Below are 24,565 nucleotides of genomic sequence, written 5' to 3'. Positions count from 1 at the left end.
AGGTGGAGAACGCGCTGTCGGCGGTGCGCCGCGACGCCCAGACGGTCGAAGCACTGCGCGCCAACGTCAAGACGACGGAGGAATCGCTGGAACTGTCGACCGCCAGCTACAAGGACGGCGCCTCCTCGCTGCTCGACGTGCTCGATGCCCAGCGCAACGTCTCCCTGGCCGACGCCAGCCTGGCGGCCGCCATCCAGCAGATGGCCAAGGACTACGTCTCCCTCAACGTCGCCATCGGCGGCGGCTATGCCGCAGCCGGCGTCAAGGCCGGAGCCGCCGCGACATCCGCCGCCGCAGCAGCACCGGTCTCAAAAAGCTGAGAGGCAAGCAGCGCGCGCTTGGTGCAACGGAAAAAAGGCCGGCCTGTAATCGACCGGCCAGCCCCTCTTCCTCATCGGAGGAGTGGTGAGACGGCTATGCGAGCATCATGCCGTTCGCCGCTATCAAAGCATAGCTTTGAGGTCTTGGATATCTCTCCAAAAGGATGAAGCCTCATACTCCGGACGGTCTCACGACAGCGGCAAAGAGCTACAATATCCACTGCTTCGCCACCCATGCCGGAGGAGAGGCTTTCATGGAAAAATTCGGTGGAGAGTTGTTCGACCAGCGCGACCGGGGGAAGGGGCTCAACTGGAACAAGTGGTATAAGCGGCAGGCTGCATCAAAAAAGTGAGTCTGCTTGAAACACCACTACATCCCGCAATTCTACCTTCGCCCGTGGCTAGGGGATGACCATAAGCTTCAGGAATACCGGCGCGGCTACAAGGGCCGCATCCAGACCGGCCGGTACGGGACGCTTTCGACCGGTTTTGAAGGCGATTTGTATGTCATCCCCGGCGTGACGGAAGATACCAAGCATAACGTCGAGAGGTTCTTCATGAGCTTCGTGGACAACGCGGCCGTCCGCGCCCGCGACATGATGCTCAATGACAAGATCCCGCAGGATGCCGAAACCCGCCACTCGTGGGCGCGGTTCGTCATGTCGCTCATCTTCCGCAATCCGGAGGAGATGGCGAAGTTCAAGGCGCGCTTCACGATTGACTACTACACGCCGAACGAGGTCTTCACAGCGAAATACGAGGCCATCCGGCAGCCAGGTGACCCGAGACGTTTGAAGAGTGGATTCTAAACTCAGATCCCACCGGCGCCGAGCGGCAGGCAGTAATCACCATGACCAAGCTCATCGAGCATCCGAACGCGCTGAAGCTCCTGCGGCGAATGCACTGGATGGTGCTCGATTCCAACAAGGTGGCGCGGAAGTTCATGACCTCCGACCGGCCGACTATTATGACCAACGGCCTGATTCATTACACCGGCCACTATGCGCTCCCCATAAGCCCGACACGGCTGTTCATAGCCTGCACGACGGTGCAGTTCGCGGAAGAGATTGCAAAGGCGCCGATGAGCCGGATTGTCCGCAAGGTCAACGAAACTGTCATCGGGCAGGGCCGCAAGTACGTCTATGCACTCGATGACACCCACACTGCTGAAGTGCGGAAGATGATGGGCAAGAAGGAAGGGCCGTCGTTCGCTAAGGTTTTTCGGACGAGCGAAACCGGCAAAGGCCCAATCTAGCAGGGAGCCGACGACAAGAAGCGCCAGCGCCGGCAGGAAGAAGAACGCCGCCGCCATCTTGATGCGCTCGAAGCGATCACCGTCGAACTGCGGAGACCAGCCCAACGTCTGGTAAAGGCGCTGGGACACCGTGGCATAAGGCATGTCGGCATATTCCGGCCAAAGCACCCTGAATTGCTCGTCGTACCAGCAGGCTCGCGATGGCGTGCGGTAGCGGTTCCACGGGCGCGACGCCGATCGCCCCATCGGCAAGGATTAGTCGATTTTCTTTGGTCGCAGGGCGTGCTTCCGCCGCCTCACGCCATGTAACCGTGGCGTTGCAAGCGTGATTCCGTCACACTCGCAATAGGGGAACAACCGCCCTCCCCCTCCGTTTCTTCTTTGCAGACTCGAGCTAAGGAGAAAGCAAAATGTACAAGATCCTACTTGTCTCCAGCGCCCTGGCGCTGTCGTCCCTAGCCACGAATGCGTTGGCTGGCGGAGCCGTTACCGGAGCTGCCGGTGGAGCCGTTACGGGTGCAATTGTCGGCGGGCCTGTGGGCGCCGCTGTGGGTGGCGTTGCCGGCGCCGTGGCCGGCGCGATCATCGATCCGCCGCCGCGTGAGGTTGTGACCTATGTCGAGGCGCAGCCGGCTCCGCCGACCCCTGTCATCATCAAGCAACCGATCGTTGTCGGCAAGCCGCTTCCGGCGGACGTACAGGTCATCCCGGTGCCGGAAAATCCGAAATACGCCTATACGATGGTCAACAACCAGCGTGTGATCGTCGAACCGAGCACACACCGCGTTGTTCAGGTCATCCAATAAGCCCTATCCCGGCCAGCAAAAACCGCCGTTCGTAAGAGCGGCGGTTTTCGTAGACTTCAAAATCGGCATCAGACCTTGAGTTCGCACCGATCGCGCTCGGTGATCATGGCAAGATCTAGCACTTTCTGAAGGTTGGCGGCGTGGCGGAAGTTCGGGTCCGGCTGCAGGCCGCTCCTGACGGCATCGGCAAACCGCTGGTAGTTGGTCGGCACGGGCGGCACCTCGATTGCCCTCCAGGTCGCGCTCTCGACATCGTCGCCGAGACAGCCGCGCAGTTCCGATCCGGCCGGACGATGGCTGACCTCGAGGCTCCCTCTCTCGCCGTAGATGCGCAGCTTCAGCTCGTTCAGATGACCGGTTGCCCAACGGCTGGCGTGAATGACACCGAGCGCACCGTTGGCGAAATCGACGGACATCGTGAAGCTGTCGTTCGCATCGAGAAGGTATTCGCCGATCTGGCCGCCGGGCGCCTTGTTGAAGGTCTTGAGGCGAGCGAACACGTGATCGATGTCCGTTGCCGCGCCATAGGCTGCGAAGTCGAGGATGTGGATGCCGACATCGCCGAGCACGCCGTTCGAGCCGTGACCGGTCGAAAGCCGCCAGAGCCAGGTCGATTCCGTACGCCAGTCGCCCCAGGCGCGCGAAACGAGCCAGCTCTGCAGATAGGATGCTTCCACGTGTTTGATCGTGCCAAGCTCGCCGGCGAGCACCATCTCGCGGGCCCGCTGCAGCGGCGCAACGTTGCGATAGGTGAGGTTCACCATGTTGATGACGCCGGCCCGTTCGGCTGCCTCCGTCATCTCCAGAGCCTTCGGATAGCTTTCCGCCAGCGGCTTTTCGCAGAACACATGCTTGCCTGCGGCAATCAGCGCCATCGTCGTCGGATAGTGGACGCGGTCTGGCGTGATGTTGGTCACCGCATCGAAATCGCCCCAGGCCAAAGCCTCGTCCAATGTCAGGAAACGCTTTTCGATTTTGAGTTCGTCGGCGAAGTGCTTCAGGCGCGCGGGATCGGTGTCGACGGCGCCGACGACCTCGACGCCCTCCATGTGGGCGAAATGGCGCATCTGGTTCTTCGCCATGACGCCCGTACCAAGTACCAGTAGTCGCATGAATTCTCCTCAGCGGTAACCGGCTTCGCCGGCCTGGTGCAATTTGGGACCGCGCTCCTCAATCGGCTCCAGCGCTTTTTCCACCGGCACATTTGGAGCATCCGTAATGCTCGTCAACGCGGGCTGCGGGTTATAGGCCCATTTGACGCCGTTGATTAGCACCTTGCGGACGTTGGCGTCGTGATAAGTCGGATAGGTTTCGTGGCCGGGGCGGAAGTAGAAGATGTTGCCCGCGCCGCGCCGCCACGTCATGCCGGAGCGGAACACCTCGCCGCCCTGGAACCAGGAGATGAACACCGTTTCCAGCGGCTCGGGAACAGAAAACTGCTCGCCATACATTTCCTCGTTCTCGAGGATGAAGCTCTCATCGAGACCTGTGGCAATCGGATGGCGGGGATTGATGACCCACAGCCGCTCACGCTCGCCCGCCTCTCGCCACTTCAGCGCGCAGGGCGTGCCCATCAGCCGCTTGAATATCTTCGAGAAATGCCCGGAATGCAGCACCAGCAGCCCCATTCCCTCCCAGACCCGCTTGGCAACGCGTTCGACGACCTCGTCGGAGACCGCGCCGTGGTCCTTGTGGCCCCACCAGATGAGTACATCGGTCTCGGCAAGCCGCGCTTCGGAAAGCCCGTGCTCCGGTTCCTGCAGGGTTGCGGTCGTCGCCTTGATCGCCGGATCGCTGTTCAGCGCATTGGCAATGGTCGTATGCATGCCCTCGGGATAGATGCCCTTGACGACGGCATTGGTGTTCTCGTGGATGTTTTCACCCCAAACGACAGTGCGAATGGCCATTGTCGGTGCTCCTCCGGACGCAAATTCTGAAAAGGCTGGGTGGATAGTCGATACGCTTTGGAAGGATGCCGATGGCACCCTCACTCCTCCGCGTTAAGAGGAACACATAGACATTTGACGTTATTTTGACAGCGAAAAAATAAGAATAGGAAGAACAGTAGCGAAATCAATGCGAAATGGATTTCGAGTAAATATTGACGATCAAAACGCCGGCAACGATCAGCGCAAGTCCGATCACCGCAGGCAGATCGAGCCGCTGCTTGAAGCACACAAGCCCGACGCCAGAAATCAGCACGATCCCCAATGCACTCCAGATGGCATAGGCGATGCCAACGGGAATGACCTTGAGGGTGTGCGACAAAGCATAGAAGGCCACCGTATAGCAGACGACGAGAAGCACGCTCGGCCACAGCCGCGTAAACTGCTGTGACAGTTGCAGGGCCGTCGTGCCGATGACTTCCAGCACGATTGCCGCAAAGAGCAGCGCGTAGACGGCAGCTGGGCTCATGGTTCTGTCCTTAAAACTAGCGCGTCGTGAGTTCGGTAAGGCGAGCGATCAGCGCGCTGCGCTCGGTGGCATCGATCTCATGACTTTCCGTCATGTCAGCAAGCCAGAGGCCATCCGCCGCAAAGCGCACCATCTGCGCGTCGAGCGAAGAGTCGGTGCCGACATATTCGTCCGCCCGCTCCCGAACCCACTGCCGCCAGCGTTCACGCAGCCGCGGCTCCGCCAGCATCGCAATCGTCACTTGCGCCCACTGGCTGGAATCGTCCCGCTTCTCCTTGATGCTGGCGCAGGCGAGAAGGTAGGCGCGCGTAAAGCGTCCGTGCGGAAGCGGATCTGCGCGCATCCGTTCATCCAGCTCCTCGTCGAAGCGTTCGAGGAGACTTTCGAACAGAGCATCCAGCAGCGCGTTCTTCGTCGGAAAGTGGTGCAGCAATCCGCCCTTGCTGACCCCGGACGCTCCGGAGACCGCATCGAGCGTTACCGAAGCCATTCCCTGTTTCGCCGCAAGGCGCGCTGCCACGTCCAGCAATTGCCGGCGCACCAGAACAGGCTGCTTCTTGCGATGATGAGCGTTTGACATCACTTATAAAAATACCGTCTGGACGGTTTTGTCAATCGAGATCTTATTCTCTGCACCCATATTGGGACTCTGGCGCGAAATGACGCGGCCCTGGCGATTGGGTTGCGAATTCAGCAGCGGCAGTGCAATAAGGATCGGACTTCAAGGGATAGTGTTGTGACGGAAGAGGTTATCACCCTCTATCAGGCGATCGGAGGCGAGCAGACGGTGCGCGCCTTGTCGCATCGCTTCTATCAACTGATGGACACGTTGCCGGAGGCAAAGCATGTTCGCGCGGTTCATCCGCCCAGCCTCGAAGGCAGCGAGGAAAAGTTCTACGAGTATCTGACCGGGTATCTCGGCGGCCCGCCGCTTTATACCGACAAGCGCGGCCATCCGCGCCTTCGTAGCCGACACTTCGTCGCGGAGATCGGCCCAGTCGAGCGCGACGAATGGCTGCTCTGCTTCCGCCGCGCGATGGACGAAACCATCGCCAACGAAAAGCTGCGCGACATCGTCTGGCCGCCGATCGAACGGCTTGCGCATCATATGCAGAACAAGGAATAGGATCCGGCATGGTCTCGAACGCACGCACCGTCCCGCTTTTCTTCGTCTTTGCCGGACTGTTTGGCTTTGCCGGCGTGGCGCTTGCCGCCGTCGCGGCGCATGGCGGGGGCGATGCCGCCCTGCCAGCATCCGCGTCCGCGATGTGCCTGGCGCATGCCCCTGCCCTATTGGGTTTGGCTATCGGCATGGAGAAGATCAAAACCGCCACGCTCGCCGGCTTGCTGATGATCGTCGGAACGACGCTTTTTGCGGGCGATCTCGTGATGCTGCGCTTCACGGGCCACGGGCTTTTCCCCTACGCAGCGCCAACCGGCGGCTGGGCGATGATGCTCGGCTGGCTGGCGGTCGCCGCGGGTGGCTTGATGCGCCGCTGACGCGGTCAACCGTCGGGCGCCAATACAGCGGTGCCGTAGTTGCCTCTTCAGATTCCGTCTACGACGTTAAATCCTTCGAACACCGGCGGCCCCTTGTACATGACCTTGTTCTCGCCGGCATTGCGATGCGCGGCGCGGAAGTTCTCGGACTTCGTCCAGTTCAAGAAGTCTTCCTCGCTTTGCCAGATCGTATGCGAGACGAAGAGCGTGTAGCCTTCCTCCATGTTCGTCGAGCCACGCAGCAGCCGGAACTCGACGAAGCCCGGCACCTGCGCCAGGCTTGAGTCGCGGTTGCGCCAGACATTTTCGAAATCCGTCTCGGCGCCGCTCGCGACCTTGAAGCGGTTCATGGCAATATACATCGGGACCTCCTTACGTCTTCCTGCCTTTCGCGCGCGCTTTCGGAAAGGCAACGACATTATCGCCGTTCGTCGCCTCGTCCCCAAGGGGGCGATCCCCGATTTCGCCTGACTGGCGCGCTTCCCACACGGGAAACTCCATCACATTCGAATAGAGTTCCCGGCGAGCGGCATTTTCCGTCAGGAGATCGTAGAGCTCGGGCACGAGACCGTCGCCGTTCTGCGCGGCGAGCTTGTGCAGGCCGATCATCATGAAGCCTTGGAAGGGCTGATCTGTCATCGGGAACTGTCTCTTTCGTTCATGGTTTGCAGCGCACGCTCGAGGCTCGATTTGCTGCCGTTGCGCAGCGGGATGAACGTCTTGCCGAACTTCTTGCAGCCGGTCTTCACACGCAGGCAAGCATCGTGGCTGATACAGTCGATCGGGCAGAACACGCAATCGACGGAGGGAAGGACAGTGTCGATACGGGAAACGGCTTCGCGCAGGCCGCCATCATGGTGGATCAATTCGGCGCCGAAGCTGCTCGCGATCTGACGAAGATGCGCCACCTGGCAATCGCGGCCGCCGACATAGAGGAAACTGCGGACACTCGGTTTGGATTGTCCCGGCCCCTGTTGCGACGCTTGCGCCGGCGCATCCGCAGTTACGCGGTTGCCCTGGTTTGATCCCTTCTTCGCCTTGCGAGCCATTTACCACCCGTTCGCTCGTTGACCGTCACACGCTTCCTGCGTGTGCGAGCGGCACCTTATTAAACTTGATTTCTGCGGTAAAGTATAAAGTTGACTCCAAAGATCATATTTTAACATCGGTCATTTTCGCCTCCGCATGGCGGTCCAGCTCGGCCTGCCCCGTCCAAGGCAGGTGATTTCGAGGAGCGATACCGTCCGCCGACTGGCGATCCCGACCGGAACTTTTGATTGCCCCACGCGTTTGACGCTCGATTAGTTGGGTCAATGCCACCTCCGGTTCAGACCTCGTTGAAACCGGCGCCTTTTCTGCGCCTCACAGATGGAGAGCATCATGGCTTCCCTCTTCCACTCCGCTCGCGGACGTTCTGGCAACGGAACGCTTCACGACATCGAATCCACGATCGAGGATCAGATCGAAAGTCTGCGCGACGAAATCGCGGCTTTGACCAAGCTCGTCAGCAAGAATACGCGGCGCTACGGCGACAGGTCACGCTATCAGGCGGCGGCGGGCTATGACGAACTCATCGCGCGCGGCGAAGACCTGCTTCGCGACCTGCAGGAGGGCTATACGCGCGGCGCCACGGAAGTTCGCGACACCGTGCGGAGCCACCCGGTTGCGGCAATTGGAACGGCTGCCGCCGTTGCTCTTGTGCTTGCATTCCTCGTACGCCGTTAAGGAGGTTTGATGCTCGCTCCGATCCTTGGCCTGCTCGTGGGGGACGGCGTTCACAGGACCATTGCGCGAACAAAGCGCAGCGGCATTTTTATCGCCGCCGCCGCACTCTTCTTTCTGACCGCCTATGTGCTCGCGGTAACAGCCCTGGCGATATGGCTGGAAAGCACCTACGGAGCCTTGGGTGCCGTCCTCTTCCTTGCAGCCTGCGCCCTGCTGCTGGGCATCGTGGTGCTGATCGTCATGGCGATCATCAATGCACGGGAAGCCCGCCGGGAACGCGAACGCCGTCTGGCAATGGAGTCGATGGCTGCAATCGGCATCGGCCTTGTCCGCTCGCAGCCGCTCTTGACCGCCGGTGTGCTGACCGCGCTCATTGCGTCGACCCTTATGGGCTCCAAGCGCCGCGACTAGATATGAAAAAGCCGGCGCTACCGCCGGCTTTTTTCACTCATCAAACTCGTAGCAATCAAAAAGCGAAGGCTTTCGACGTCAGCGGCGCAGAGGTCGCGTCGGGACCGAAATCTGCCTCGCCTGATATCTGCAGCAGCTCCTGCAGACGCTGCCGCGCGCGATTGACGCGGCTCTTGATCGTCCCGACCGCACATCCGCAAATCTCGGCAGCCTCTTCATAAGAGAAGCCCGAGGCGCCAACGAGAATGATGGCCTCGCGCTGGTCGGGAGGCAATCGATCGAGTGCCTTTTTGAAATCCTGCAGATCGAGAGCGCCGTATTGCGACGGGTGCATGGCCATCGACTCGGTGAACAACCCATCGCTGTCCTGGATCTCGCGGCCGCTCTTGCGCATCTGGCTGTAAAGCTCGTTGCGCAGGATCGTGAAAAGCCAGGCCTTCATGTTGGTGCCCATCTCAAAGTGGTCCTGCTTTGCCCAGGCCTTCATGATGGTGTCCTGCACCAGGTCGTCGGCACGATCGTGCCGGCCGATCAGTGAAATCGCGAAAGCGCGCAGGCTCGGCAAGGCAGCCAGCAGTTCGCGTTTGAAGCTTGGTTCAACTTTAGCCATCAACGCGCGCCCCTATTCGGCCACCTTGGCCGTCGCCATCATCTCTGCCTCGTCCAGTTTTTCAAGCAAATCGAGAAAACGGTCGGGGATCGCCTCCTCCTGAACCGCCGCGTAAAGAGAGCGCAGTTTGATGCCAATCTGGTTGGTTGGGTCGAGGATGTCGCTTGCGCGCATGTCCAGCCGCTGCTTATTCTGTTCATTTTTTTGCTGTTTTGTCATTAATTCGTCGCTTCTCGCCGGTTGTCTCTGTTTGAAGGCGCGATACTTGTTCGCGGCGGCTTGAGACGCCGGCACCACCGGCTGCCGCTTCGAAGCGGTCGGTGTGAAAAATCTCTGCCGGTTATCATGCTCAAAATGCGATGCGCCCTCATCTGTCGCGATCATAATGCAGGGCTGGATCAAAAGTTCCGCAGTTGCTGGAACTTTTTTGACAGCGCGGCGTTTTCACAACATTAAAGCCAGATATGGCCTACCGACGGGAGTTTTTAATGACACTTTCTACTCGAATTGCGCCGCACCTTCCTTATCTGCGTCGCTATTCCCGCGCACTTACCGGCACCCAGACGTCAGGCGATGCTTACGTTGCTGCAGTTCTCGAAGCGATCATCGCCGACATATCGATTTTTCCGGATACCGCGAACGACCGTGTCGCACTGTACAAACTGTTCACGCAACTTTTTGGTTCCACCGCCGTCCAGATTCCCGAGCCGGCTTCGCCGTACGCTTGGGAGCAGCGTGCTACGGTGAACCTGGCCAAGGTCTCTCCGCTAGCCCGCCAGGCCTTCATCCTCGCTTCAGTCGAGAATTTTCGCGTCGGCGAAATTGCCGATATTCTCGATATCGAGGAACAGGAAATCATGACCCTGCTCGACACTGCCTCGCAGGAGATATCGCGGCAGGTTGCCACCGATATCATGATCATCGAAGACGAGCCGCTGATCGCGATGGATATCGAGCAGATGGTGGAAAGTCTCGGCCACAAGGTCACCGGCATTGCCCGCACGCACACGGAAGCCGTGGCGCTTTACAATAAGACCAAGCCGAGCATGGTTCTCGCCGATATACAGCTCGCCGACGGCAGCTCAGGCATCGACGCCGTGAACGACATTCTGAAGACATCGAGCGTGCCGGTGATTTTCATCACGGCCTTCCCCGAACGCCTTTTGACGGGCGAGCGGCCCGAACCAACCTTCCTCGTCACCAAGCCCTTCAATCCCGACATGGTCAAAGCATTGATCAGCCAGGCGCTATTTTTCAATGAATCCAACAAGGTTGCCGCATGAGGCTTAGCCGCCAAAGCGACGGAACAAAGCGAAGAACGAGGCGTTCCCAGTTAGCTGGTGGCTTCGGTAGCGCCTTTAACGGTTTTTGCAACGCTTACGCGTAGTATGACCGGCAGGTTTCCTGAACGGCAACCTCTTTCCAGCTGCACCAGAAGGATCGAAGGGACGGCGGCTAGGTGAATACGACGGAACCACTAACCGGGAGGCCCTTCGCGCTCGAAGGCAAGTCCGCGATGATGGAGCGGGCGTTGAGCAGCGCCGGAATCTCGATTCTGTTCCAGGACGCTACGCTGGCACTTTCCTATGCCGAAAACTTGCCGCCCCACCTCGCCGAACGGTACTTCGCCGGCGGCAGAGACGGCGATCTTTTCGGTCAAGTGCATGGAGACTACCTGGGGGTCTTGAAGTCCAACGTGCTCGAAACCGGATCGGCGACCAATGCCGAAATCGATCTCGACGTTGACGGCGAGATCCGAACCTATGAACTGAAGGTCCAGCGCGTCAACGGCGACGGCTTCCTTGGCATTCTCTCGGTCATTTCCGAAGTGACCGAAATGCGGCACCGTGAAAAGGTGCTGAAATCACTGCTGCGCGAACTCTCGCATCGTTCGAAGAATCTGCTCGCGATCATCCAGGGCATCGCGACCCAAACGGCGCGCAATACGCTGTCGCTTGATAGCTTCCTCGTGAAGTTTCGGGGGCGCCTTCAATCGCTCTCGAATTCACAGGACCTGATCACGGATTCGAGCTGGCGCGGCGCTTATCTCTTTGACCTGGCGGAAAAGCAGTTTGCACCTTATTGGCCGGAAACGGCCGGATCCATGCCGATCTTCGGCATCAATGCCCATCTGACACCGAATGCCGCCGTGCATCTTGGGCTCGCTCTTCATGAACTCGTCGTCAATTCGGCCTCCTATGGCGCGATCGCCGGCGGCGCATCATCGGTCACGCTGAACTGCAAGGAAGTCAAACTGAACGGCAGGAAGGCGATCGAGGTGGCCTGGGTGGAAGTCCTCCCGAACCGTACGGACATTCACGAGTTCAGCGAAAACAGTTTCGGCAGGAGTGTGCTGGAACGCGTCGTCCCATCATCGATGAACGGCAAGGCGGAACTGAAACTGCTCCCGGGCCGCATCGAATATTATCTGCATATCCCCGAGACGGAATTCGAAATCCTGAAGCGCGCCTAACTCAGCCGCGCGCACATCAAAACAGCCAGTGCGAGGGCGGCGCACTGGCTGTTTTCACTCATCGGGAGGGGACCGTGAGTAATCCAGATGATGAGTTGGGGGCGCGCATGTTGGGTCGATGCGATCATCATCTGGATGTCGCCTAAACGACGCCGTTAACCTTTGGTTCCGGCGGTTATGAAAAAAAATACATTTTCAAGAGATTTTTTTCGATACGCATCAACTTTGGGCCGTGCGAGAGGCGTTTCGGCTGCCGATCGCGCGATACATTTAGCAAAATAATCAACTACTTAACTAGTGATCGGTATCAAAATTTTACCGTTTGATAAATTTTTGATACTGAGTTACGCTTTCCCTCACTAGCCGTTTACCAATAATGAGGGAACTTCAATGGAACGACTGGAAACTGGGATCCATGCCGGCCGGCTTTTGCCCGCCGAGTATGAGACTAATTTTTCCGATCTGCATCCGCGCCTCGACAAGCATGAGGCGCTGGTCGCCGCCGACCGCTGCTATTTCTGCTACGACGCGCCGTGCATGACGGCCTGTCCCACCTCGATCGACATTCCGCTGTTCATCCGCCAGATCGCCACCGGCAATCCAATCGGCTCTGCAAAGACGATCTTCGACCAGAACATCCTGGGCGGCATGTGCGCCCGCGTCTGTCCCACCGAAGAGCTCTGCGAACAGGCCTGCGTGCGCAACACGGCAGAGGAAAAGCCCGTGGAGATCGGCCGCCTGCAGCGCTACGCAACGGATACAGCCATGGAGGCAGGCAAGCAGTTCTACACCCGCGCTGCCTCCACCGGAAAAAAGATCGCCGTCGTCGGCGCGGGTCCGGCGGGTCTCGCAGCCGCCCATCGACTGGTAGTCAAAGGCCACGAGGTCGTCATCTACGACGCCAGGCCGAAATCCGGCGGCCTGAACGAATACGGCATCGCCAGCTATAAGACGGTCGACGACTTCGCGCAGAAGGAAGTCGACTACGTGCTGTCGATCGGCGGAATCGAAGTCCGCCACGGGCAACAGCTCGGCCGTGATTTCTCGCTCGCGGATCTGCAGTCGCAGTATGACGCCGTCTTCCTCGGCATTGGACTGGCCGGCGTCAATGCGCTCCGCATCGAAGGCGAAAACCTGCCGGGCGCCGACGATGCCGTCGATTTCATCGCCGCGCTCCGCCAGGCCAAGGACAAGGCGGAGATTGCGATCGGCCGCCGCGTCGTCGTTCTCGGCGGCGGCATGACGGCGATCGACGCCGCCGTGCAGGCCAAGCTGCTCGGCGCCGAAGAGGTGACGATCTGCTACCGCCGCGGCAAGGAACATATGAACGCCTCGGAATTCGAGCAGGATCTTGCTACCTCGAAGGGCGTCATCATCCGCCACTGGCTTGCGCCGAAGTCCATTCTTGCAAAGGACGGCAAGGTCGCTGCGATCGAAGTCGAGTATACGAAGATCGTCGAAGGCCGCCTCGTCACGACCGGCGAGACCGGCGTCATTGCCGCCGAGCAGATCTTCAAGGCGATCGGCCAGACCTTCGAGGGGTCCGGCCTCGGAACGCTTCGCATGGAATCCGGGCGCATCGCAGTCGACGGCGAAGGCCGCACCTCGCTCGACGGCGTCTGGGCCGGCGGCGACTGCGTTTTCGGCGGCGATGATCTGACCGTCTCGGCGGTCGCGCACGGCCGCGATGCTGCCGAATCCATCAACCACATGCTGACTGCCGATGCGCAGCCGACCGTTGCTGTCGCGTAAAGGGGAGAATGAACAATGGCTGATCTCCGCAACAATTTCGTCGGCATCAAGTCCCCCAACCCGTTCTGGCTCGCCTCCGCGCCGCCGACCGACAAGGCCTACAATGTCGAGCGCGCCTTCAAGGCGGGCTGGGGCGGCGTGGTCTGGAAAACGCTCGGGGAAGAAGGCCCGCCGATCGTTAACGTCAACGGTCCGCGCTACGGCGCGATCTGGGGTGCCGACCGCCGTCTGCTCGGCTTGAACAACATCGAGCTCATCACCGACCGCGACCTCTACACAAACCTGCGCGAAATGAAGCAGGTGAAAATGAACTGGCCGGACCGCGCGCTGATCGCCTCTATCATGGTGCCCTGCACCGAGGATGCGTGGAAGGCGATCCTGCCGCTCGTCGAAGAGACGGGCGCTGATGGCATCGAGCTCAATTTCGGCTGTCCCCACGGCATGTCCGAACGCGGCATGGGCTCGGCTGTCGGGCAGGTGCCGGAATATATCGAAATGGTCGTACGCTGGTGCAAGCAGTACACGCGCATGCCTGTGATTACCAAGCTGACGCCGAATATCACCGACATCCGCAAGCCGGCGCGCGCCGCCAAGGCGGGCGGTACGGACGCCGTCTCGCTGATCAACACGATCAACTCGATCACCGCGGTCAATCTCGACACCTTCTCGCCCGAGCCTTCGATCGACGGCCGGGGCAGCCACGGTGGCTATTGCGGTCCGGCCGTCAAGCCGATCGCGTTGAATATGGTCGCTGAGATCGCCCGCGATCCGGAAACCTACGGTCTACCGATCTCCGGCATCGGCGGCATCACCACCTGGCGCGACGCGGCGGAGTTCCTCGCCCTCGGCGCCGGCAATGTGCAGGTCTGCACGGCGGCGATGACCTACGGCTTCAAAATCGTGCAGGAGATGATATCCGGCCTCTCCGACTGGATGGACGCCAAGGGCCATAGGAACCTCGACGACATCACCGGCCGCGCCGTCCCAAACCTCTCCGACTGGCAGTACCTGAACCTCAACTACATCACCAAGGCGAAGATCGATCAGGACGCTTGCATCAAATGCGGCCGCTGTCACATCGCCTGCGAGGACACCTCGCATCAGGCGATCACGCAGTTCGTCAACGGCGTTCGCCATTTTGAGGTGCTGGAAGAGGAATGCGTCGGCTGCAACCTCTGCGTCAATGTCTGCCCGGTCGAGAATTGCATCACCATGGAGCAGTTGCCTGCAGGCGCTCTCGACGAGCGCACAGGTCGTGTGGTGGAAAGTACCTACGCCAACTGGACGACCCATCCGAACAATCCCATGGCAAGACAGGCCGCGGAGTGATGAACGAGCAACGCCGCGGAAACCATCGCTCCGCGGCGTTGCTTTCTACCCTATTCTAGGATCCTGCTGGCTTGATTGCAGGCTTTGCAAGTCAACGTGTTGCAAGCAGCTCCCGAAGTTGATCCGGTCGATCAACGCCAAACTCAAACCACATCGTCAACTCCTGCGCAGCCTCCTGTGCCTCTATGTTCAAAATGTCATAACCGCGATCGTCGCACCAATCCTTGAGCAAACCGTCCAACATAGTCAGATCACCTGAAGTCAAGACGCGCTTCTTCGAGGCCACTGCTTGAGACATACTATTCCTCCCAAAGATATTACTTTTTACCACCACCCGATATTCAAGTACTACATTAGTATAATGTTGCCTTCTGGAAAATATATTTTAGGAGATTTCAGCGCGAAAACGGCATAACTATCTATTTTGACAAAGCAATTTTTGCGGCAGCCGCTAGCGGCTTGATGACCGGCTTAGCGACGAAGGACTGCTCCGGCGGAAGTCGACGCCGCGGCCCCGTTGGCAGCAAAGCCGCCGCCTCTCATGAATTAACGGGAAAAGCGAGGGGCCATATCAACTTATTGATGTATTCACTGGATATGGCGTATTCCCGCCATATATGCCTTGCCTTGCGACGCCGGAATGAAGCGGCAGCCAAAAAAGTCGTGGGAAGATGCGGCATCTCACTCAGAGCGCGCCGGAGCAGGTCAATATTGAATGGCTGATCCCGAACCGGCCGCTATGCAAGGTAGCTGAAATGGAACTGGAGTTGCCTGTCTCGTGAGCGAACCGTCCCGTCAACTCGAACCGACGAATTGCGACCGAGCGCAGCTTTACCAACTCGGCGCTATCCAGCCTTTCGGTTTCCTGATTGTGGCTTCCTCCGATTGGAAGATCATGCGCGCTTCGATCAATCTCGAAGAATTTCTGGGCGTAAGCTACAAGGACGCGCTCGGGCAGCCGCTTTCCGCCATCATCATGCCCCAGACGCTGCACGCCATCCGCAACCGGCTGGCCGTCATGCGCGGTCCAGGCATTGTCGAGCGGCTGTTCTGCATCGCCTTTGCCGATGGTGGTCCTGCCTTCGACGTGGCTCTACACCTCAGCGATGACCAAATCATCATCGAGGGCGAACCCTCTCAAGATGGGCGCCAGGGCGGCTCGACGATATCGATCCGCGCGATCATGGCCCGCCTGGATCAAGCGCAGACGCCGGAAGAGTTTTTGCGCGAGGCTGCCCGGCAGGCGCGCGGCATCACCGGTTTCGATCGCGTCCTGGTTTGCCGCTTCGATGACACAGGGTCGGGCGAAGTCGCCGCGGAAGCCGCAAGGCCTGCCATCGGATCATTCCTTGGCTTTCATTTTCCGGCCTCGGACTTTCCGGCCGAGGCGCGCGCCCTCCATACCCGCAATATCTTCCGTGTTATCGCCGATGTCGAAACTGCGCCGGTTCCGGTCCTGCCGGAGGCCGACGAGCACGGTCGGACAACCGATCTCTCCCTGGCGATCTTGCGCTCGGTCTCGCCGGTCCACGCGGAATATCTGAAGAACATCGGCGTCGTAGCCTCGCTTTGGCTGCCGATCATGGTGAACGGCAATCTGTGGGGCCTCCTCGCCTGCCATCATTACACCGCTCGCCTTCCGTCCTTCGAGCGCCGCTCGGCGGCAGAACTCTTCGGCCAGATGTTCGCGTCGCGGCTGGAAAGCCGGGAACGGCAGCGGGCTCTTGAATTGGAGACCGGGGCACGGCGGACCGTCGAGCGGCTGCTGACTGCCGTTACGGACAATGCGGACTTGCTCGCTGACGCGGCGTGGCTGAACGAAGCCATCGCCGACACCGTCCCTGCTGACGGCATTGCCGTCTGGATCAACGGCCGCGTGGCAGTGCGGGGGCTCACACCCTCACAAGTGCAATTTCCGGCGCTGGTCGAGACGCTGAATCGCCGCGCATCGGGCCAAGTCCTTGCGATCGATCACCTCGCCGAATTCAGCCCCGACGCCGCGGCGAACGGCGACGCAGCCGGGCTTCTTGCCATTCCGATCTCGCGGTCGCCAAGCGATTACGTGATATTCTTCCGCCAGGAAATCCTGCGCACGGTGCGCTGGGCGGGCGATCCGCCCAACACGATTCAGCACGCCTCCAGTGGCTCGGACCTGACGCCCCGCAAGCGCTTCGAGGCCTGGTCTGAAATGGTGCGCGGACGCTCACTGCCATTTTCCGAAGCAGAACGCCATATTGCGGAAACCATCCGCCTCACGCTTCAAGCGGCCCGCCGCCTGGCCGGGTAAACGGCAGCGCGGCGGAGGTTCGATCAGGCCGGCCGAACCAACCCGCTGGTAAAGAGCTGCTCGAGGAAACGCCCGGCATCCTCGAAGCGCCCTGCCCCCGCATGCTCCTGGCCAAGAACGGCGCGGACCTGGACATCGAAGTCGGCATAGTGCTGGGTCGTCGACCAGATGGAAAAGATAAGATGGTACGGATCGCACTCGGCGATCTTTCCCGCTTTTGCCCAGGCCCGGATAACCTCGGCTTTCTCGTCGACGAGTTCCTTCAGCGGCCCCTTCAATTCGTCTTCGATATGCGGGGCGCCCTGCAGCACTTCGTTGGCAAACAGCCTGCTTTCGCGGGGAAAGTCGCGGGCCATTTCCAGCTTGCGGCGGATATAGTTGCAGATTTCCGATTCCGGATCGCCATCGGCATCGAAGGCGCGCAACGGCTCCAGCCACGTATAAAGCACCCGGTCGATGAGAGCCCGGTGCATCGCCTCCTTGGTGCGGAAGTAATAAAGCAAATTCGGCTTCGACATCCCGGCCACTTCGGCGATCTGGTCGATGGTCGAGCCGCGGAAACCTCTGGCGGAAAACACATCGAGAGCCGCCTCCAGAATTTGCTCTTCCTTTTCTTCCTGAATACGTGTGCGCCGCTGGGTCTTCGCTGCTCTCGGAATTGCCATCTGGCTCTCATTTCCCCTTGGAATTCAGTTGCTTCGCCCAGACGGCTCACCCTGCCGTCATTTTGAGCAACTGCCTGCAATTTTGGCTGTATTTTTCCTGATTTTCGTCTTGAGCCCGGCGCGGGAAGCTGTAATGTTTACCAATCGGTCAAATTATCTGTCAGGTGCAAAACAAAGGCAACTGCGGATTTTCCGGCGTAACAAAACAAACAAGCGCACCGGGAATTGGCGATGGGAACAGACGGCGCATGCTCCTGGCATGACGGCGGAAAACAGGTGAGGATTTTCAGACATGGTGGCAGCGCCAGGTGAGAATATGCGCGTCAATGGGGACCGTCTCTGGGACAGTCTCATGGACATGGCGAAGATCGGCCCCGGTATTGCCGGCGGCAACAACCGCCAGACGCTGACCGACTCCGATGCCGAGGGCCGCGGCCTCTTCCGCAAATGGTGCGAAGACGCCGGCTTGACCGTCGGCGTCGACAAGATGGGGACGATGTTTGCGACGCGCCCCGGCACCGATCCCGATGCGCTGCCCGTCCATGTCGGCTCGCATCTCGATACCCAGCCGACCGGCGGCAAATTTGACGGCGTCCTCGGCGTGCTCAGTGCGCTTGAGGTCGTTCGCACGATGAACGATCTCGGCATCAGGACCAAGCATCCGATCGTCGTCACCAACTGGACCAACGAAGAAGGCGCCCGCTTCGCCCCGGCCATGCTGGCGTCCGGCGTCTTTGCCGGAGTGCATACGCTCGAATACGCCTATGGTCGCAAGGACCCGGAAGGCAAGAGCTTTGGCGACGAGCTGAAGCGCATCGGCTGGCTCGGCGACGAAGAAGTCGGCGCCCGCAAGATGCACGCCTATTTCGAATACCATATCGAGCAGGGCCCGATCCTCGAAGCGGAAGACAAGCAGATCGGCGTCGTCACGCACTGTCAGGGCCTCTGGTGGCTGGAATTCACGTTGACCGGCAGGGAGGCTCATACGGGATCGACGCCGATGAACATGCGCGTCAATGCCGGGCTTGCCATGGCGCGGATCATGGAGATGGTTCAGGCGGTTGCCATGGAGAACCAGCCAGGCGCCGTCGGCGGCGTCGGCCAGGTCTTCTTCACGCCGAACTCGCGCAACGTGCTGCCCGGTAAGGTCGTCTTCACCGTCGACATCCGCTCGCCGGACAAGGAAAAGCTCGACCGCATGCGGGCCAAGATCGAGGCCGAAGCGCCGAAGATCACCGATGCGCTGGGTGTTGGATGCTCGATCGAGGCGATCGGCCATTTCGCGCCAGTGACCTTCGACCCGAAGCTGGTCACCGCGGTGCGCAACGCGGCCGAAAGGCTCGGCTACAGCCACATGAACCTCATCTCCGGCGCCGGCCACGACGCCTGCTGGGCCGCGAAGGTCGCTCCCACGACCATGGTCATGTGCCCCTGCGTCGGCGGCCTGTCGCACAACGAGGCGGAAGACATATCGAAGGAATGGGCGAGCGCCGGTGCGGACGTGCTGTTCCATGCGGTGGTCGAGACGGCGGAGATCGTCGGGTGAGCAAAAGCTTGGCCAAGTTCGCGGTAATCGGACTAACTGGGTCAATGTCACTCATGCCAACGGCTTCGGCTGCAACGGTTGACAACATCGTCGGCTCATACGGCTCGTTGTCAAAAGGCGCTAGCGCTTGGGCCGCCCGCAGCGACTTTTGTACGTTCGAAGGTACGTATCACCTGAAATCAGATCAAAAGATTCGCAGCGAGACGATTTCAGAGAAAATAGTTAAGATCATCAGAAAAGAAGCAGGCGTTATTGTCGTTGTCAACGTCGATAAGAATATATCGGATACACGCGGCGCGGTTTTGAAAGTATCCATGTTTCTGAGCAAGGGTTTCCCGGCCTGCGAAAGCCCTTTCAATTTGATACCAGTTACTTACTTCACGGCAAAAGGGCTCAGCGTGGTCACGGGAGACGAGGGAACTCCGGTCGACTTCAAATATACGCCGCCACAGGACGAATAGCATGAACAAGGGGAACAACAATGAGCACAGTCATCAAGGGTGGCGCCATCGTCACCGCCGATCTGACCTATAAGGCGGATGTGAAGATCGACGGCGGCAAGATCGTCGAGATCGGCCCGAACCTTTCCGGCGACGAGGTGCTGGATGCCTCCGGCTGCTACGTCATGCCGGGCGGCATCGACCCGCACACCCATCTCGAAATGCCCTTCATGGGCACCTACTCCTCCGACGATTTCGAAAGCGGCACGCGCGCCGCACTTTCCGGCGGCACGACCATGGTGGTCGATTTCGCCCTTCCCTCGCCCGGCCAGTCGCTGCTCGAAGCACTGACCATGTGGGACAACAAGTCGACCCGCGCCAACTGCGACTACTCCTTCCACATGGCGATCACCTGGTGGAGCGAGCAGGTCTTCAACGAAATGAAGACCGTCGTTCAGGATAAGGGCATCAACACCTTCAAGCACTTCATGGCCTACAAGGGTGCGCTGATGGTGAACGATGACGAAATGTTCGCCTCCTTCCAGCGCTGCGCCGAGCTCGGCGCCCTGCCGCTGGTGCACGCCGAGAACGGCGATGTGGTCGCGCAATTGCAGTCGAAACTTCTGGCAGAAGGCAACAACGGCCCGGAGGCACATGCTTATTCGCGCCCGGCCGAAGTCGAAGGCGAGGCGACCAACCGCGCGATCATGATCGCCGACATGGCCGGCTGCCCGGTCTATATCGTCCACACCTCCTGCGAACAGGCGCACGAAGCCATCCGCCGCGCCCGCCAGAAGGGCATCCGGGCCTATGGCGAACCGTTGATCCAGCACCTGACGCTCGATGAGACGGAATATTTCAACAAGGATTGGGATCACGCCGCCCGCCGCGTCATGTCGCCGCCGTTCCGCAACAAGCAACATCAGGACAGCCTCTGGGCCGGCCTTGCTTCCGGCTCGCTGCAGGTCGTCGCGACCGACCATTGCGCCTTCACGACCGACCAGAAACGCACCGGCGTCGGCGATTTCACCAAGATCCCGAATGGCACCGGCGGCCTTGAAGACCGCATGCCGATGCTCTGGACCTACGGCGTCAACACCGGCCGACTGACGATGAACGAATTCGTCGCGGTGACTTCCACGAATAGCGCCAAGATCCTCAATATCTATCCAAAAAAGGGCGCGATCCTCGTCGGCGCCGATGCCGATATCGTCGTTTGGGATCCGAACCGCTCAAAGACGATCTCGGCGAAGAAGCAACAATCGGCCATCGACTACAACGTCTTCGAAGGCAAGCAAGTGACCGGCCTGCCGCGCTACACGCTGACTCGCGGCGTCGTGGCCATTGAGGAGGACGCAATCAAGACGCAGGAAGGCCACGGCGAATTCGTGAGGCGCGAGCCGGTTACCGCCGTCAGCAAGGCACTCTCGACCTGGAAGGAAATCACTGCGCCGCGCAAGGTCGAACGGTCAGGCATTCCGGCAAGCGGGGTGTGATCCTTGGCTTCATCGCTCCTGCACCAGCCCATCCAACTCCGGCAGCAGGACGACGCTTTCCTGTTCGTTGGGGTCCGTCCGTGCGATAATCGCGGTGCAAGGCGTGCTGCTGAGGTTCGCCGGCAGGTGGGGAACACCGGCCGGAATGTAGAAAAGCTCGCCGGCATGGACGACGACATGGTGCTCCAATTGGTCGCCGTGCCAGGTGTGCGCCTCGCCGGAGAGCATGTAGATTGCCGTTTCATGCGCCTCGTGCAGATGCGCCTTGGCGCGAACGCCCGGCGGGATCGTCAGAAGATGCATGCAGATGCCCTTCGCACCGACCGTTTCCGCGGCAATGCCTTCGAAGTAGCTCAGCCCCTGCTTGCCGTCATAGGCATGGCTCGGGCGAATGATGTGGCAGGTAGGCTTTGACTTCGCATCCATCGTCATTCTCCATGAATTTTGCCGCGGCAACAGAAAACGGTGACAATCATAGCACGCAAACCGCTGCAGGCGGGAATAACAGGATTGGTCAAGCATCGATGCAAGCAGCGTCCGTCGTATCCGCCAAGGATCTCTGTCTCACCTACCACACGAATGACGGGCCGGTGCATGCGCTGAGCAATGTCGATCTGGATGTCCGCAAGGGCGACTTCGTCTCCTTCATTGGTCCCTCCGGCTGCGGCAAGACGACATTCCTGCGCGTCATCGCCGATCTCGAGCGGAAAACCTCGGGCGAGATCACCGTCAATGGCATGACGCCGGAAGAAGCGCGCAAGGCGCGCGCCTACGGCTACGTTTTCCAGGCGCCCGCACTTTATCCCTGGCGCACGATCGACAAGAACATAGCGCTCCCCCTGGAAATCATGGGATATGCGGCTGACGACCAGAAGCGGCGCATCGCCGAGGCGCTGGAACTCGTCAACCTCTCGGGTTTTGAGAAGAAGTTTCCCTGGCAGCTTTCCGGCGGCATGCAGCAGCGTGCCTCGATCGCCCGCGCGCTGGCCTTCGATGCTGACCTGCTCTTGATGGACGAACCCTTCGGCGCACTCGACGAAATCGTCCGCGACCACCTGAACGAGGAACTGCTGAAGCTCTGGGCGCGCACCAACAAGACGATCTGCTTCGTCACCCATTCGATCCCTGAAGCCGTCTATCTCTCGACGAAGATCATCGTCATGTCGCCACGCCCCGGCCGCGTCACCGACATCATCGACTCGACGCTCCCGGCCGAGCGCCCGCTCGGCATCCGCGAGACGCCGGAATTCCTGGCCATCGCCCACCGTGTGCGCGAGGGCCTGAGAGCGGGGCATAGCTATGAGGAGTAGGTTGGTTGCTGTTCCCTTCTCCCCGGCGGGGAGAAGGTGGCCCGAAGGGTCGGATGAGGGGGCCGGTGCAGTAAGCTCGTCCGTCGGCTATCGCTCCGGACGCTCGCTCCTTTCGTCGCTCACCCCCTCATCTGTCCTTCGGACATCTTCTCCCCGCGGGGGAGAAGCGGGAGGTCACTCATGAAACCCGACACCCTCAAGGACAAACTCATCCCCGTCCTCACCATCCTCGTGGCACTGATCGCCGTCTGGTATGTCGCGGCTGTTCTCCTCAATTCGTCCTTCCAGCGGGACATGGATACCCGCAACAACATCACCCCCACCACGATGGAGTTCATCGGCAAGACGCTGTCACAGCCGAAACCGGTCCTGCCGGCGCCGCACCAGGTGGCGAGCAACTTTTTCGAGAACACCTTCCTGCGCAAACTCTCGAGCAATCGCAGCCTTGTTTATCACGCCGGCGTCACCCTCTCCTCGACGGTCCTCGGCTTCGCCTTCGGCACGCTGCTTGGCATCCTGATCGCCGTCGGCATCGTGCATATCAAGGCGCTCGACCGGAGCCTGATGCCGTGGATCATCGCCTCGCAGACGGTGCCGATCCTGGCGATCGCGCCGATGGTTATCGTCGTGCTCGGGGCGATCAACATTACCGGCCTGATCCCGAAGGCACTGATCTCGACCTATCTCTCCTTCTTCCCCGTCGCCGTCGGCATGGTGAAGGGCCTGCGCTCGCCGGAAATCATGCACCTCGACCTGATGCGCACCTATAACGCCACGCCGGCACAGACATTCTGGAAGCTGCGTGTCCCGGCCTCCATTCCCTTTCTCTTCACCTCGATGAAGGTGGCGATTGCCGCAAGTCTCGTCGGCGCCATCGTTGGCGAACTTCCGACGGGCGCCGTTGCCGGTATCGGTTCGAAGCTGCTGGCGGGTTCCTATTACAGTCAGACGATCGATATCTGGGCGGCACTTGTCGCAGGCTCGGTGCTGGCGGCCATGCTCGTTGCGATCGTCGGCCTGGTAGCGAAGATCGTCGATCGCGCCATGGGCGGGAGGCCGGCATGAAATTTCCGGGCATCTCCTGGCAAGCTTCGATTTCGCTCCTTCTATGTATTGCGGCCGTGATATCGCTGCCGCTTCTCAGTGAGGGCGCCCCCTACCCCTTCACCGACGGAACGGTGACGTTGATCATTGCCGTGGTCGCCGGATCCGCGCTCATTTCCATCGCGCCGCTGCCGCCGGCCTATTCCGCAACGGTGCTGCTGATCGGCACGCACGCGGCCGCCTGGATGCTGCTTTCCGGCATTGGCGGCAACGAGGGCATGGCGACCAAATCCTTCTTCTTCCTGATCGCCGCCTGCTGGCTGCTCGCCTGGCGCTGCGTTGCAGTGCTCTCCGCGTTGAAACCCATGTCGAAGCTCGGAAGCTCGTTCCTGCGGCTGCTGATCCCGGCGATCTTTGGCGCCTGGATCCTGATCCTGTGGGAAGCGGCGACCCGCGGCTTCGGCATTCCTTTCGTGCTCCTTCCGCCGCCGAGTGCGATCGGCGCCAGGCTCGCCGGTTCGCTGCCGATCCTGTTCGACGACGTGCGGCAGACGATCTTCAAGGCGGTGCTGATCGGCTATGTCATCGGTTGCGCCGCCGGGTTTGCTGTCGCCATCCTTGCCGATCGGGTGGCGTTCCTGCGCCGCGGCCTGCTGCCGATCGGCAATATGGTTTCGGCGCTGCCGATCATCGGGGTCGCTCCGATCATGGTCATGTGGTTCGGCTTCGACTGGCCGTCAAAGGCTGCCGTCGTCATCATCATGACCTTCTTCCCCATGCTGGTGAACACCGTTGCCGGACTGGCGGCGTCCGGCAACATGGAGCGCGACCTGATGCGCACCTACGCGTCGAACTACTGGCAGACGCTGTTGAAGCTCCGGCTTCCCGCCGCCATGCCTTTCATTTTCAATGCGCTGAAGATCAACTCGACGCTGGCGCTGATTGGTGCCATCGTTGCCGAATTCTTCGGAACACCGATCGTCGGAATGGGCTTTCGCATCTCCACCGAAATCGGCCGCATGAACGTCGATATGGTCTGGGCCGAGATCGCCGTCGCGGCGCTGGCAGGCTCGCTCTTCTATGGGGTCGTCGCCCTCGCCGAAAGGGCGGTGACGTTCTGGCATCCGTCTATCCGTGGTGGCTAGGCGTCGCTTTGTTCCCGCAAATGGGATTGGGGCATA

General features: G+C 60.2%; 30 protein-coding genes and 1 pseudogene. 19 read left to right on the top strand and 12 right to left on the bottom strand.

The window, feature by feature from the left end; all coding sequences use genetic code 11:
* The 4 genes from ACPYOI_RS13820 to ACPYOI_RS13805 all read left to right on the top strand — a co-directional run.
* The coding region (locus tag ACPYOI_RS13820; protein WP_481422950.1) for a TolC family protein at nt 1-320 on the top strand (320 nt) is incomplete at its 5' end.
* A gap of 359 nt (nt 321-679) precedes the next feature.
* A complete protein-coding gene (locus ACPYOI_RS13815; RefSeq protein ID WP_481419578.1) occupies nt 680-1,129 on the top strand; it encodes a DUF4238 domain-containing protein in 450 nt (149 codons plus the stop codon).
* Nucleotides 1,130-1,170: 41 nt separating this feature from the next.
* Nucleotides 1,171-1,575 carry a DUF4238 domain-containing protein gene (locus tag ACPYOI_RS13810; protein ID WP_481422949.1) on the top strand — a complete coding sequence of 135 codons (405 nt, stop codon included), beginning with the start codon at nt 1,171-1,173 and terminating at the stop codon, nt 1,573-1,575.
* A 410-nt stretch (nt 1,576-1,985) separates the two neighbouring features.
* Complete coding sequence (locus ACPYOI_RS13805) at nt 1,986-2,381, top strand: DUF1236 domain-containing protein (RefSeq protein WP_481419580.1); 396 nt, start codon at nt 1,986-1,988, stop codon at nt 2,379-2,381.
* 68 nt (nt 2,382-2,449) lie between these two features.
* On the opposite strand, the gene ACPYOI_RS13800 is transcribed toward ACPYOI_RS13805, so the two are convergent.
* The 4 genes from ACPYOI_RS13800 to ACPYOI_RS13785 all read right to left on the bottom strand — a co-directional run bounded on the left by ACPYOI_RS13800 (nt 2,450) and on the right by ACPYOI_RS13785 (nt 5,376).
* Nucleotides 2,450-3,493, bottom strand: a complete 1,044-nt coding sequence (locus ACPYOI_RS13800; RefSeq protein ID WP_481419581.1) for a Gfo/Idh/MocA family protein — start codon at nt 3,491-3,493, stop codon at nt 2,450-2,452.
* A 9-nt stretch (nt 3,494-3,502) separates the two neighbouring features.
* Nucleotides 3,503-4,288: a ThuA domain-containing protein gene (locus tag ACPYOI_RS13795; protein ID WP_481419582.1), complete on the bottom strand. Its 786-nt coding sequence runs from the start codon at nt 4,286-4,288 to the stop codon at nt 3,503-3,505.
* Between the two features lie 166 nt (nt 4,289-4,454).
* Complete coding sequence (locus tag ACPYOI_RS13790; protein WP_481419583.1) at nt 4,455-4,796, bottom strand: SMR family transporter; 342 nt, start codon at nt 4,794-4,796, stop codon at nt 4,455-4,457.
* A 16-nt stretch (nt 4,797-4,812) separates the two neighbouring features.
* Nucleotides 4,813-5,376 (bottom strand): TetR/AcrR family transcriptional regulator, encoded by a 564-nt coding sequence (locus ACPYOI_RS13785; protein ID WP_481419584.1) that lies wholly within the window; start codon nt 5,374-5,376, stop codon nt 4,813-4,815.
* A 156-nt stretch (nt 5,377-5,532) separates the two neighbouring features.
* Here ACPYOI_RS13785 and ACPYOI_RS13780 point away from each other — a divergent pair, with 156 nt between their 5' ends.
* Entirely contained in the window at nt 5,533-5,922 is a 390-nt protein-coding gene (locus ACPYOI_RS13780; RefSeq protein ID WP_481419585.1) for a group II truncated hemoglobin, read from the top strand.
* An 8-nt stretch (nt 5,923-5,930) separates the two neighbouring features.
* A complete protein-coding gene (locus ACPYOI_RS13775; protein WP_481419586.1) occupies nt 5,931-6,296 on the top strand; it encodes a DUF423 domain-containing protein in 366 nt (121 codons plus the stop codon).
* Nucleotides 6,297-6,343: 47 nt separating this feature from the next.
* Here ACPYOI_RS13775 and hmuQ read toward each other — a convergent pair whose 3' ends face one another.
* From hmuQ to ACPYOI_RS13760, 3 genes are read right to left on the bottom strand one after another with little or no spacing between them, the layout of a single operon-like run.
* The gene (gene hmuQ / locus ACPYOI_RS13770) at nt 6,344-6,658 is read right to left on the bottom strand and encodes a heme-degrading protein HmuQ (RefSeq protein WP_481419587.1); all 315 of its coding nucleotides are present in this window, start codon (nt 6,656-6,658) and stop codon (nt 6,344-6,346) included.
* Nucleotides 6,659-6,668: 10 nt separating this feature from the next.
* A complete protein-coding gene (locus ACPYOI_RS13765; protein ID WP_481419588.1) occupies nt 6,669-6,935 on the bottom strand; it encodes a hypothetical protein in 267 nt (88 codons plus the stop codon).
* Nucleotides 6,932-7,345, bottom strand: a complete 414-nt coding sequence (locus ACPYOI_RS13760; protein ID WP_481419589.1) for a DUF2325 domain-containing protein — start codon at nt 7,343-7,345, stop codon at nt 6,932-6,934. Before ACPYOI_RS13760 ends, ACPYOI_RS13765 begins: the two co-directional genes overlap by 4 nt.
* Nucleotides 7,346-7,676: 331 nt before the next feature.
* On the opposite strand from ACPYOI_RS13760, the gene ACPYOI_RS13755 reads away from it, so the two are divergent.
* Nucleotides 7,677-8,021 carry a hypothetical protein gene (locus ACPYOI_RS13755; protein ID WP_481419590.1) on the top strand — a complete coding sequence of 115 codons (345 nt, stop codon included), beginning with the start codon at nt 7,677-7,679 and terminating at the stop codon, nt 8,019-8,021.
* A gap of 9 nt (nt 8,022-8,030) precedes the next feature.
* Nucleotides 8,031-8,432, top strand: a complete 402-nt coding sequence (locus ACPYOI_RS13750; protein WP_481419591.1) for a hypothetical protein — start codon at nt 8,031-8,033, stop codon at nt 8,430-8,432.
* 55 nt (nt 8,433-8,487) lie between these two features.
* Here the strand turns inward: ACPYOI_RS13750 and ACPYOI_RS13745 are convergent, their stop codons facing one another.
* Together ACPYOI_RS13745 and ACPYOI_RS13740 are read right to left on the bottom strand one after the other, a co-directional pair.
* The gene (locus tag ACPYOI_RS13745) at nt 8,488-9,042 is read right to left on the bottom strand and encodes an RNA polymerase sigma factor (RefSeq protein WP_168832529.1); all 555 of its coding nucleotides are present in this window, start codon (nt 9,040-9,042) and stop codon (nt 8,488-8,490) included.
* Between the two features lie 12 nt (nt 9,043-9,054).
* Complete coding sequence (locus tag ACPYOI_RS13740) at nt 9,055-9,261, bottom strand: NepR family anti-sigma factor (protein WP_168832563.1); 207 nt, start codon at nt 9,259-9,261, stop codon at nt 9,055-9,057.
* Nucleotides 9,262-9,530: 269 nt separating this feature from the next.
* Between ACPYOI_RS13740 and ACPYOI_RS13735 the strand changes: the two genes are divergently transcribed.
* From ACPYOI_RS13735 to preA, 4 genes are all read left to right on the top strand, one after another.
* Nucleotides 9,531-10,325 (top strand): response regulator, encoded by a 795-nt coding sequence (locus ACPYOI_RS13735; RefSeq protein WP_168832528.1) that lies wholly within the window; start codon nt 9,531-9,533, stop codon nt 10,323-10,325.
* Nucleotides 10,326-10,561: 236 nt separating this feature from the next.
* Complete coding sequence (locus ACPYOI_RS13730) at nt 10,562-11,515, top strand: sensor histidine kinase (protein ID WP_481419595.1); 954 nt, start codon at nt 10,562-10,564, stop codon at nt 11,513-11,515.
* A gap of 390 nt (nt 11,516-11,905) precedes the next feature.
* A complete protein-coding gene (locus tag ACPYOI_RS13725) occupies nt 11,906-13,267 on the top strand; it encodes an NAD(P)-dependent oxidoreductase (RefSeq protein ID WP_481419592.1) in 1,362 nt (453 codons plus the stop codon).
* Between the two features lie 15 nt (nt 13,268-13,282).
* On the top strand, nt 13,283-14,596 hold the full coding sequence (gene preA, locus ACPYOI_RS13720) for an NAD-dependent dihydropyrimidine dehydrogenase subunit PreA (RefSeq protein WP_481419593.1): 1,314 nt from the start codon (nt 13,283-13,285) through the stop codon (nt 14,594-14,596).
* Nucleotides 14,597-14,687: 91 nt separating this feature from the next.
* On the opposite strand, the gene ACPYOI_RS13715 is transcribed toward preA, so the two are convergent.
* The gene (locus ACPYOI_RS13715) at nt 14,688-14,894 is read right to left on the bottom strand and encodes a hypothetical protein (RefSeq protein ID WP_481419594.1); all 207 of its coding nucleotides are present in this window, start codon (nt 14,892-14,894) and stop codon (nt 14,688-14,690) included.
* A gap of 480 nt (nt 14,895-15,374) precedes the next feature.
* On the opposite strand from ACPYOI_RS13715, the pseudogene ACPYOI_RS13710 reads away from it, so the two are divergent.
* Nucleotides 15,375-16,856: pseudogene (locus tag ACPYOI_RS13710) on the top strand (GAF domain-containing protein); the annotation flags it as partial.
* 50 nt (nt 16,857-16,906) lie between these two features.
* Here ACPYOI_RS13710 and ACPYOI_RS13705 read toward each other — a convergent pair.
* Nucleotides 16,907-17,548, bottom strand: a complete 642-nt coding sequence (locus ACPYOI_RS13705) for a TetR family transcriptional regulator C-terminal domain-containing protein (RefSeq protein ID WP_481422948.1) — start codon at nt 17,546-17,548, stop codon at nt 16,907-16,909.
* A gap of 292 nt (nt 17,549-17,840) precedes the next feature.
* Here ACPYOI_RS13705 and ACPYOI_RS13700 point away from each other — a divergent pair, with 292 nt between their 5' ends.
* Genes ACPYOI_RS13700 through hydA form a run of 3 tightly spaced genes read left to right on the top strand, consistent with a single transcriptional unit; the run spans nt 17,841 to nt 21,030 of the window.
* On the top strand, nt 17,841-19,094 hold the full coding sequence (locus ACPYOI_RS13700; RefSeq protein WP_481417464.1) for a Zn-dependent hydrolase: 1,254 nt from the start codon (nt 17,841-17,843) through the stop codon (nt 19,092-19,094).
* Entirely contained in the window at nt 19,091-19,555 is a 465-nt protein-coding gene (locus ACPYOI_RS13695) for a hypothetical protein (RefSeq protein ID WP_481417465.1), read from the top strand. Before ACPYOI_RS13700 ends, ACPYOI_RS13695 begins: the two co-directional genes overlap by 4 nt.
* Before the next feature lie 20 nt (nt 19,556-19,575).
* Nucleotides 19,576-21,030 carry a dihydropyrimidinase gene (hydA, locus tag ACPYOI_RS13690; protein ID WP_481417466.1) on the top strand — a complete coding sequence of 485 codons (1,455 nt, stop codon included), beginning with the start codon at nt 19,576-19,578 and terminating at the stop codon, nt 21,028-21,030.
* 9 nt (nt 21,031-21,039) lie between these two features.
* Here hydA and ACPYOI_RS13685 read toward each other — a convergent pair whose 3' ends face one another.
* Nucleotides 21,040-21,456: a cupin domain-containing protein gene (locus ACPYOI_RS13685; protein WP_481417467.1), complete on the bottom strand. Its 417-nt coding sequence runs from the start codon at nt 21,454-21,456 to the stop codon at nt 21,040-21,042.
* A 98-nt stretch (nt 21,457-21,554) separates the two neighbouring features.
* On the opposite strand from ACPYOI_RS13685, the gene ACPYOI_RS13680 reads away from it, so the two are divergent.
* From ACPYOI_RS13680 to ACPYOI_RS13670, 3 genes are all read left to right on the top strand, one after another.
* Nucleotides 21,555-22,340, top strand: coding sequence for an ABC transporter ATP-binding protein (locus ACPYOI_RS13680; RefSeq protein WP_481417468.1), 786 nt, complete (start codon nt 21,555-21,557; stop codon nt 22,338-22,340).
* A gap of 180 nt (nt 22,341-22,520) precedes the next feature.
* Nucleotides 22,521-23,405 carry an ABC transporter permease gene (locus ACPYOI_RS13675; protein ID WP_481417469.1) on the top strand — a complete coding sequence of 295 codons (885 nt, stop codon included), beginning with the start codon at nt 22,521-22,523 and terminating at the stop codon, nt 23,403-23,405.
* Nucleotides 23,402-24,529, top strand: a complete 1,128-nt coding sequence (locus tag ACPYOI_RS13670) for an ABC transporter permease (RefSeq protein WP_481417470.1) — start codon at nt 23,402-23,404, stop codon at nt 24,527-24,529. Before ACPYOI_RS13675 ends, ACPYOI_RS13670 begins: the two co-directional genes overlap by 4 nt.
* Nucleotides 24,530-24,565: the final 36 nt, after the last annotated feature.

It is taken from the genome of Rhizobium sp. SVR5-2C (assembly GCF_056755115.1).
This window is presented reverse-complemented; position numbering and strand designations above follow the sequence as displayed.

What these genes read in the sequence shown, in the direction of transcription:
- ACPYOI_RS13685 (WP_481417467.1), bottom strand. Translation starts at nt 21,456, where the DNA reads ATGGATGCGAAGTCAAAGCCTACCTGCCACATCATTCGCCCGAGCCAT.
- ACPYOI_RS13765 (WP_481419588.1), bottom strand. Translation starts at nt 6,935, where the DNA reads ATGACAGATCAGCCCTTCCAAGGCTTCATGATGATCGGCCTGCACAAG.
- ACPYOI_RS13700 (WP_481417464.1), top strand. Translation starts at nt 17,841, where the DNA reads ATGGTGGCAGCGCCAGGTGAGAATATGCGCGTCAATGGGGACCGTCTC.
- ACPYOI_RS13800 (WP_481419581.1), bottom strand. Translation starts at nt 3,493, where the DNA reads ATGCGACTACTGGTACTTGGTACGGGCGTCATGGCGAAGAACCAGATG.
- ACPYOI_RS13680 (WP_481417468.1), top strand. Translation starts at nt 21,555, where the DNA reads ATGCAAGCAGCGTCCGTCGTATCCGCCAAGGATCTCTGTCTCACCTAC.
- ACPYOI_RS13715 (WP_481419594.1), bottom strand. Translation starts at nt 14,894, where the DNA reads ATGTCTCAAGCAGTGGCCTCGAAGAAGCGCGTCTTGACTTCAGGTGAT.
- ACPYOI_RS13745 (WP_168832529.1), bottom strand. Translation starts at nt 9,042, where the DNA reads ATGGCTAAAGTTGAACCAAGCTTCAAACGCGAACTGCTGGCTGCCTTG.
- hydA (WP_481417466.1), top strand. Translation starts at nt 19,576, where the DNA reads ATGAGCACAGTCATCAAGGGTGGCGCCATCGTCACCGCCGATCTGACC.
- preA (WP_481419593.1), top strand. Translation starts at nt 13,283, where the DNA reads ATGGCTGATCTCCGCAACAATTTCGTCGGCATCAAGTCCCCCAACCCG.
- ACPYOI_RS13670 (WP_481417470.1), top strand. Translation starts at nt 23,402, where the DNA reads ATGAAATTTCCGGGCATCTCCTGGCAAGCTTCGATTTCGCTCCTTCTA.
- ACPYOI_RS13810 (WP_481422949.1), top strand. Translation starts at nt 1,171, where the DNA reads ATGACCAAGCTCATCGAGCATCCGAACGCGCTGAAGCTCCTGCGGCGA.
- ACPYOI_RS13795 (WP_481419582.1), bottom strand. Translation starts at nt 4,288, where the DNA reads ATGGCCATTCGCACTGTCGTTTGGGGTGAAAACATCCACGAGAACACC.
- ACPYOI_RS13675 (WP_481417469.1), top strand. Translation starts at nt 22,521, where the DNA reads ATGAAACCCGACACCCTCAAGGACAAACTCATCCCCGTCCTCACCATC.
- ACPYOI_RS13755 (WP_481419590.1), top strand. Translation starts at nt 7,677, where the DNA reads ATGGCTTCCCTCTTCCACTCCGCTCGCGGACGTTCTGGCAACGGAACG.
- ACPYOI_RS13735 (WP_168832528.1), top strand. Translation starts at nt 9,531, where the DNA reads ATGACACTTTCTACTCGAATTGCGCCGCACCTTCCTTATCTGCGTCGC.
- ACPYOI_RS13750 (WP_481419591.1), top strand. Translation starts at nt 8,031, where the DNA reads ATGCTCGCTCCGATCCTTGGCCTGCTCGTGGGGGACGGCGTTCACAGG.
- ACPYOI_RS13725 (WP_481419592.1), top strand. Translation starts at nt 11,906, where the DNA reads ATGGAACGACTGGAAACTGGGATCCATGCCGGCCGGCTTTTGCCCGCC.
- ACPYOI_RS13775 (WP_481419586.1), top strand. Translation starts at nt 5,931, where the DNA reads ATGGTCTCGAACGCACGCACCGTCCCGCTTTTCTTCGTCTTTGCCGGA.
- ACPYOI_RS13760 (WP_481419589.1), bottom strand. Translation starts at nt 7,345, where the DNA reads ATGGCTCGCAAGGCGAAGAAGGGATCAAACCAGGGCAACCGCGTAACT.
- ACPYOI_RS13790 (WP_481419583.1), bottom strand. Translation starts at nt 4,796, where the DNA reads ATGAGCCCAGCTGCCGTCTACGCGCTGCTCTTTGCGGCAATCGTGCTG.
- ACPYOI_RS13785 (WP_481419584.1), bottom strand. Translation starts at nt 5,376, where the DNA reads ATGTCAAACGCTCATCATCGCAAGAAGCAGCCTGTTCTGGTGCGCCGG.
- ACPYOI_RS13705 (WP_481422948.1), bottom strand. Translation starts at nt 17,548, where the DNA reads ATGGCAATTCCGAGAGCAGCGAAGACCCAGCGGCGCACACGTATTCAG.
- ACPYOI_RS13740 (WP_168832563.1), bottom strand. Translation starts at nt 9,261, where the DNA reads ATGACAAAACAGCAAAAAAATGAACAGAATAAGCAGCGGCTGGACATG.
- hmuQ (WP_481419587.1), bottom strand. Translation starts at nt 6,658, where the DNA reads ATGTATATTGCCATGAACCGCTTCAAGGTCGCGAGCGGCGCCGAGACG.
- ACPYOI_RS13805 (WP_481419580.1), top strand. Translation starts at nt 1,986, where the DNA reads ATGTACAAGATCCTACTTGTCTCCAGCGCCCTGGCGCTGTCGTCCCTA.
- ACPYOI_RS13730 (WP_481419595.1), top strand. Translation starts at nt 10,562, where the DNA reads ATGGAGCGGGCGTTGAGCAGCGCCGGAATCTCGATTCTGTTCCAGGAC.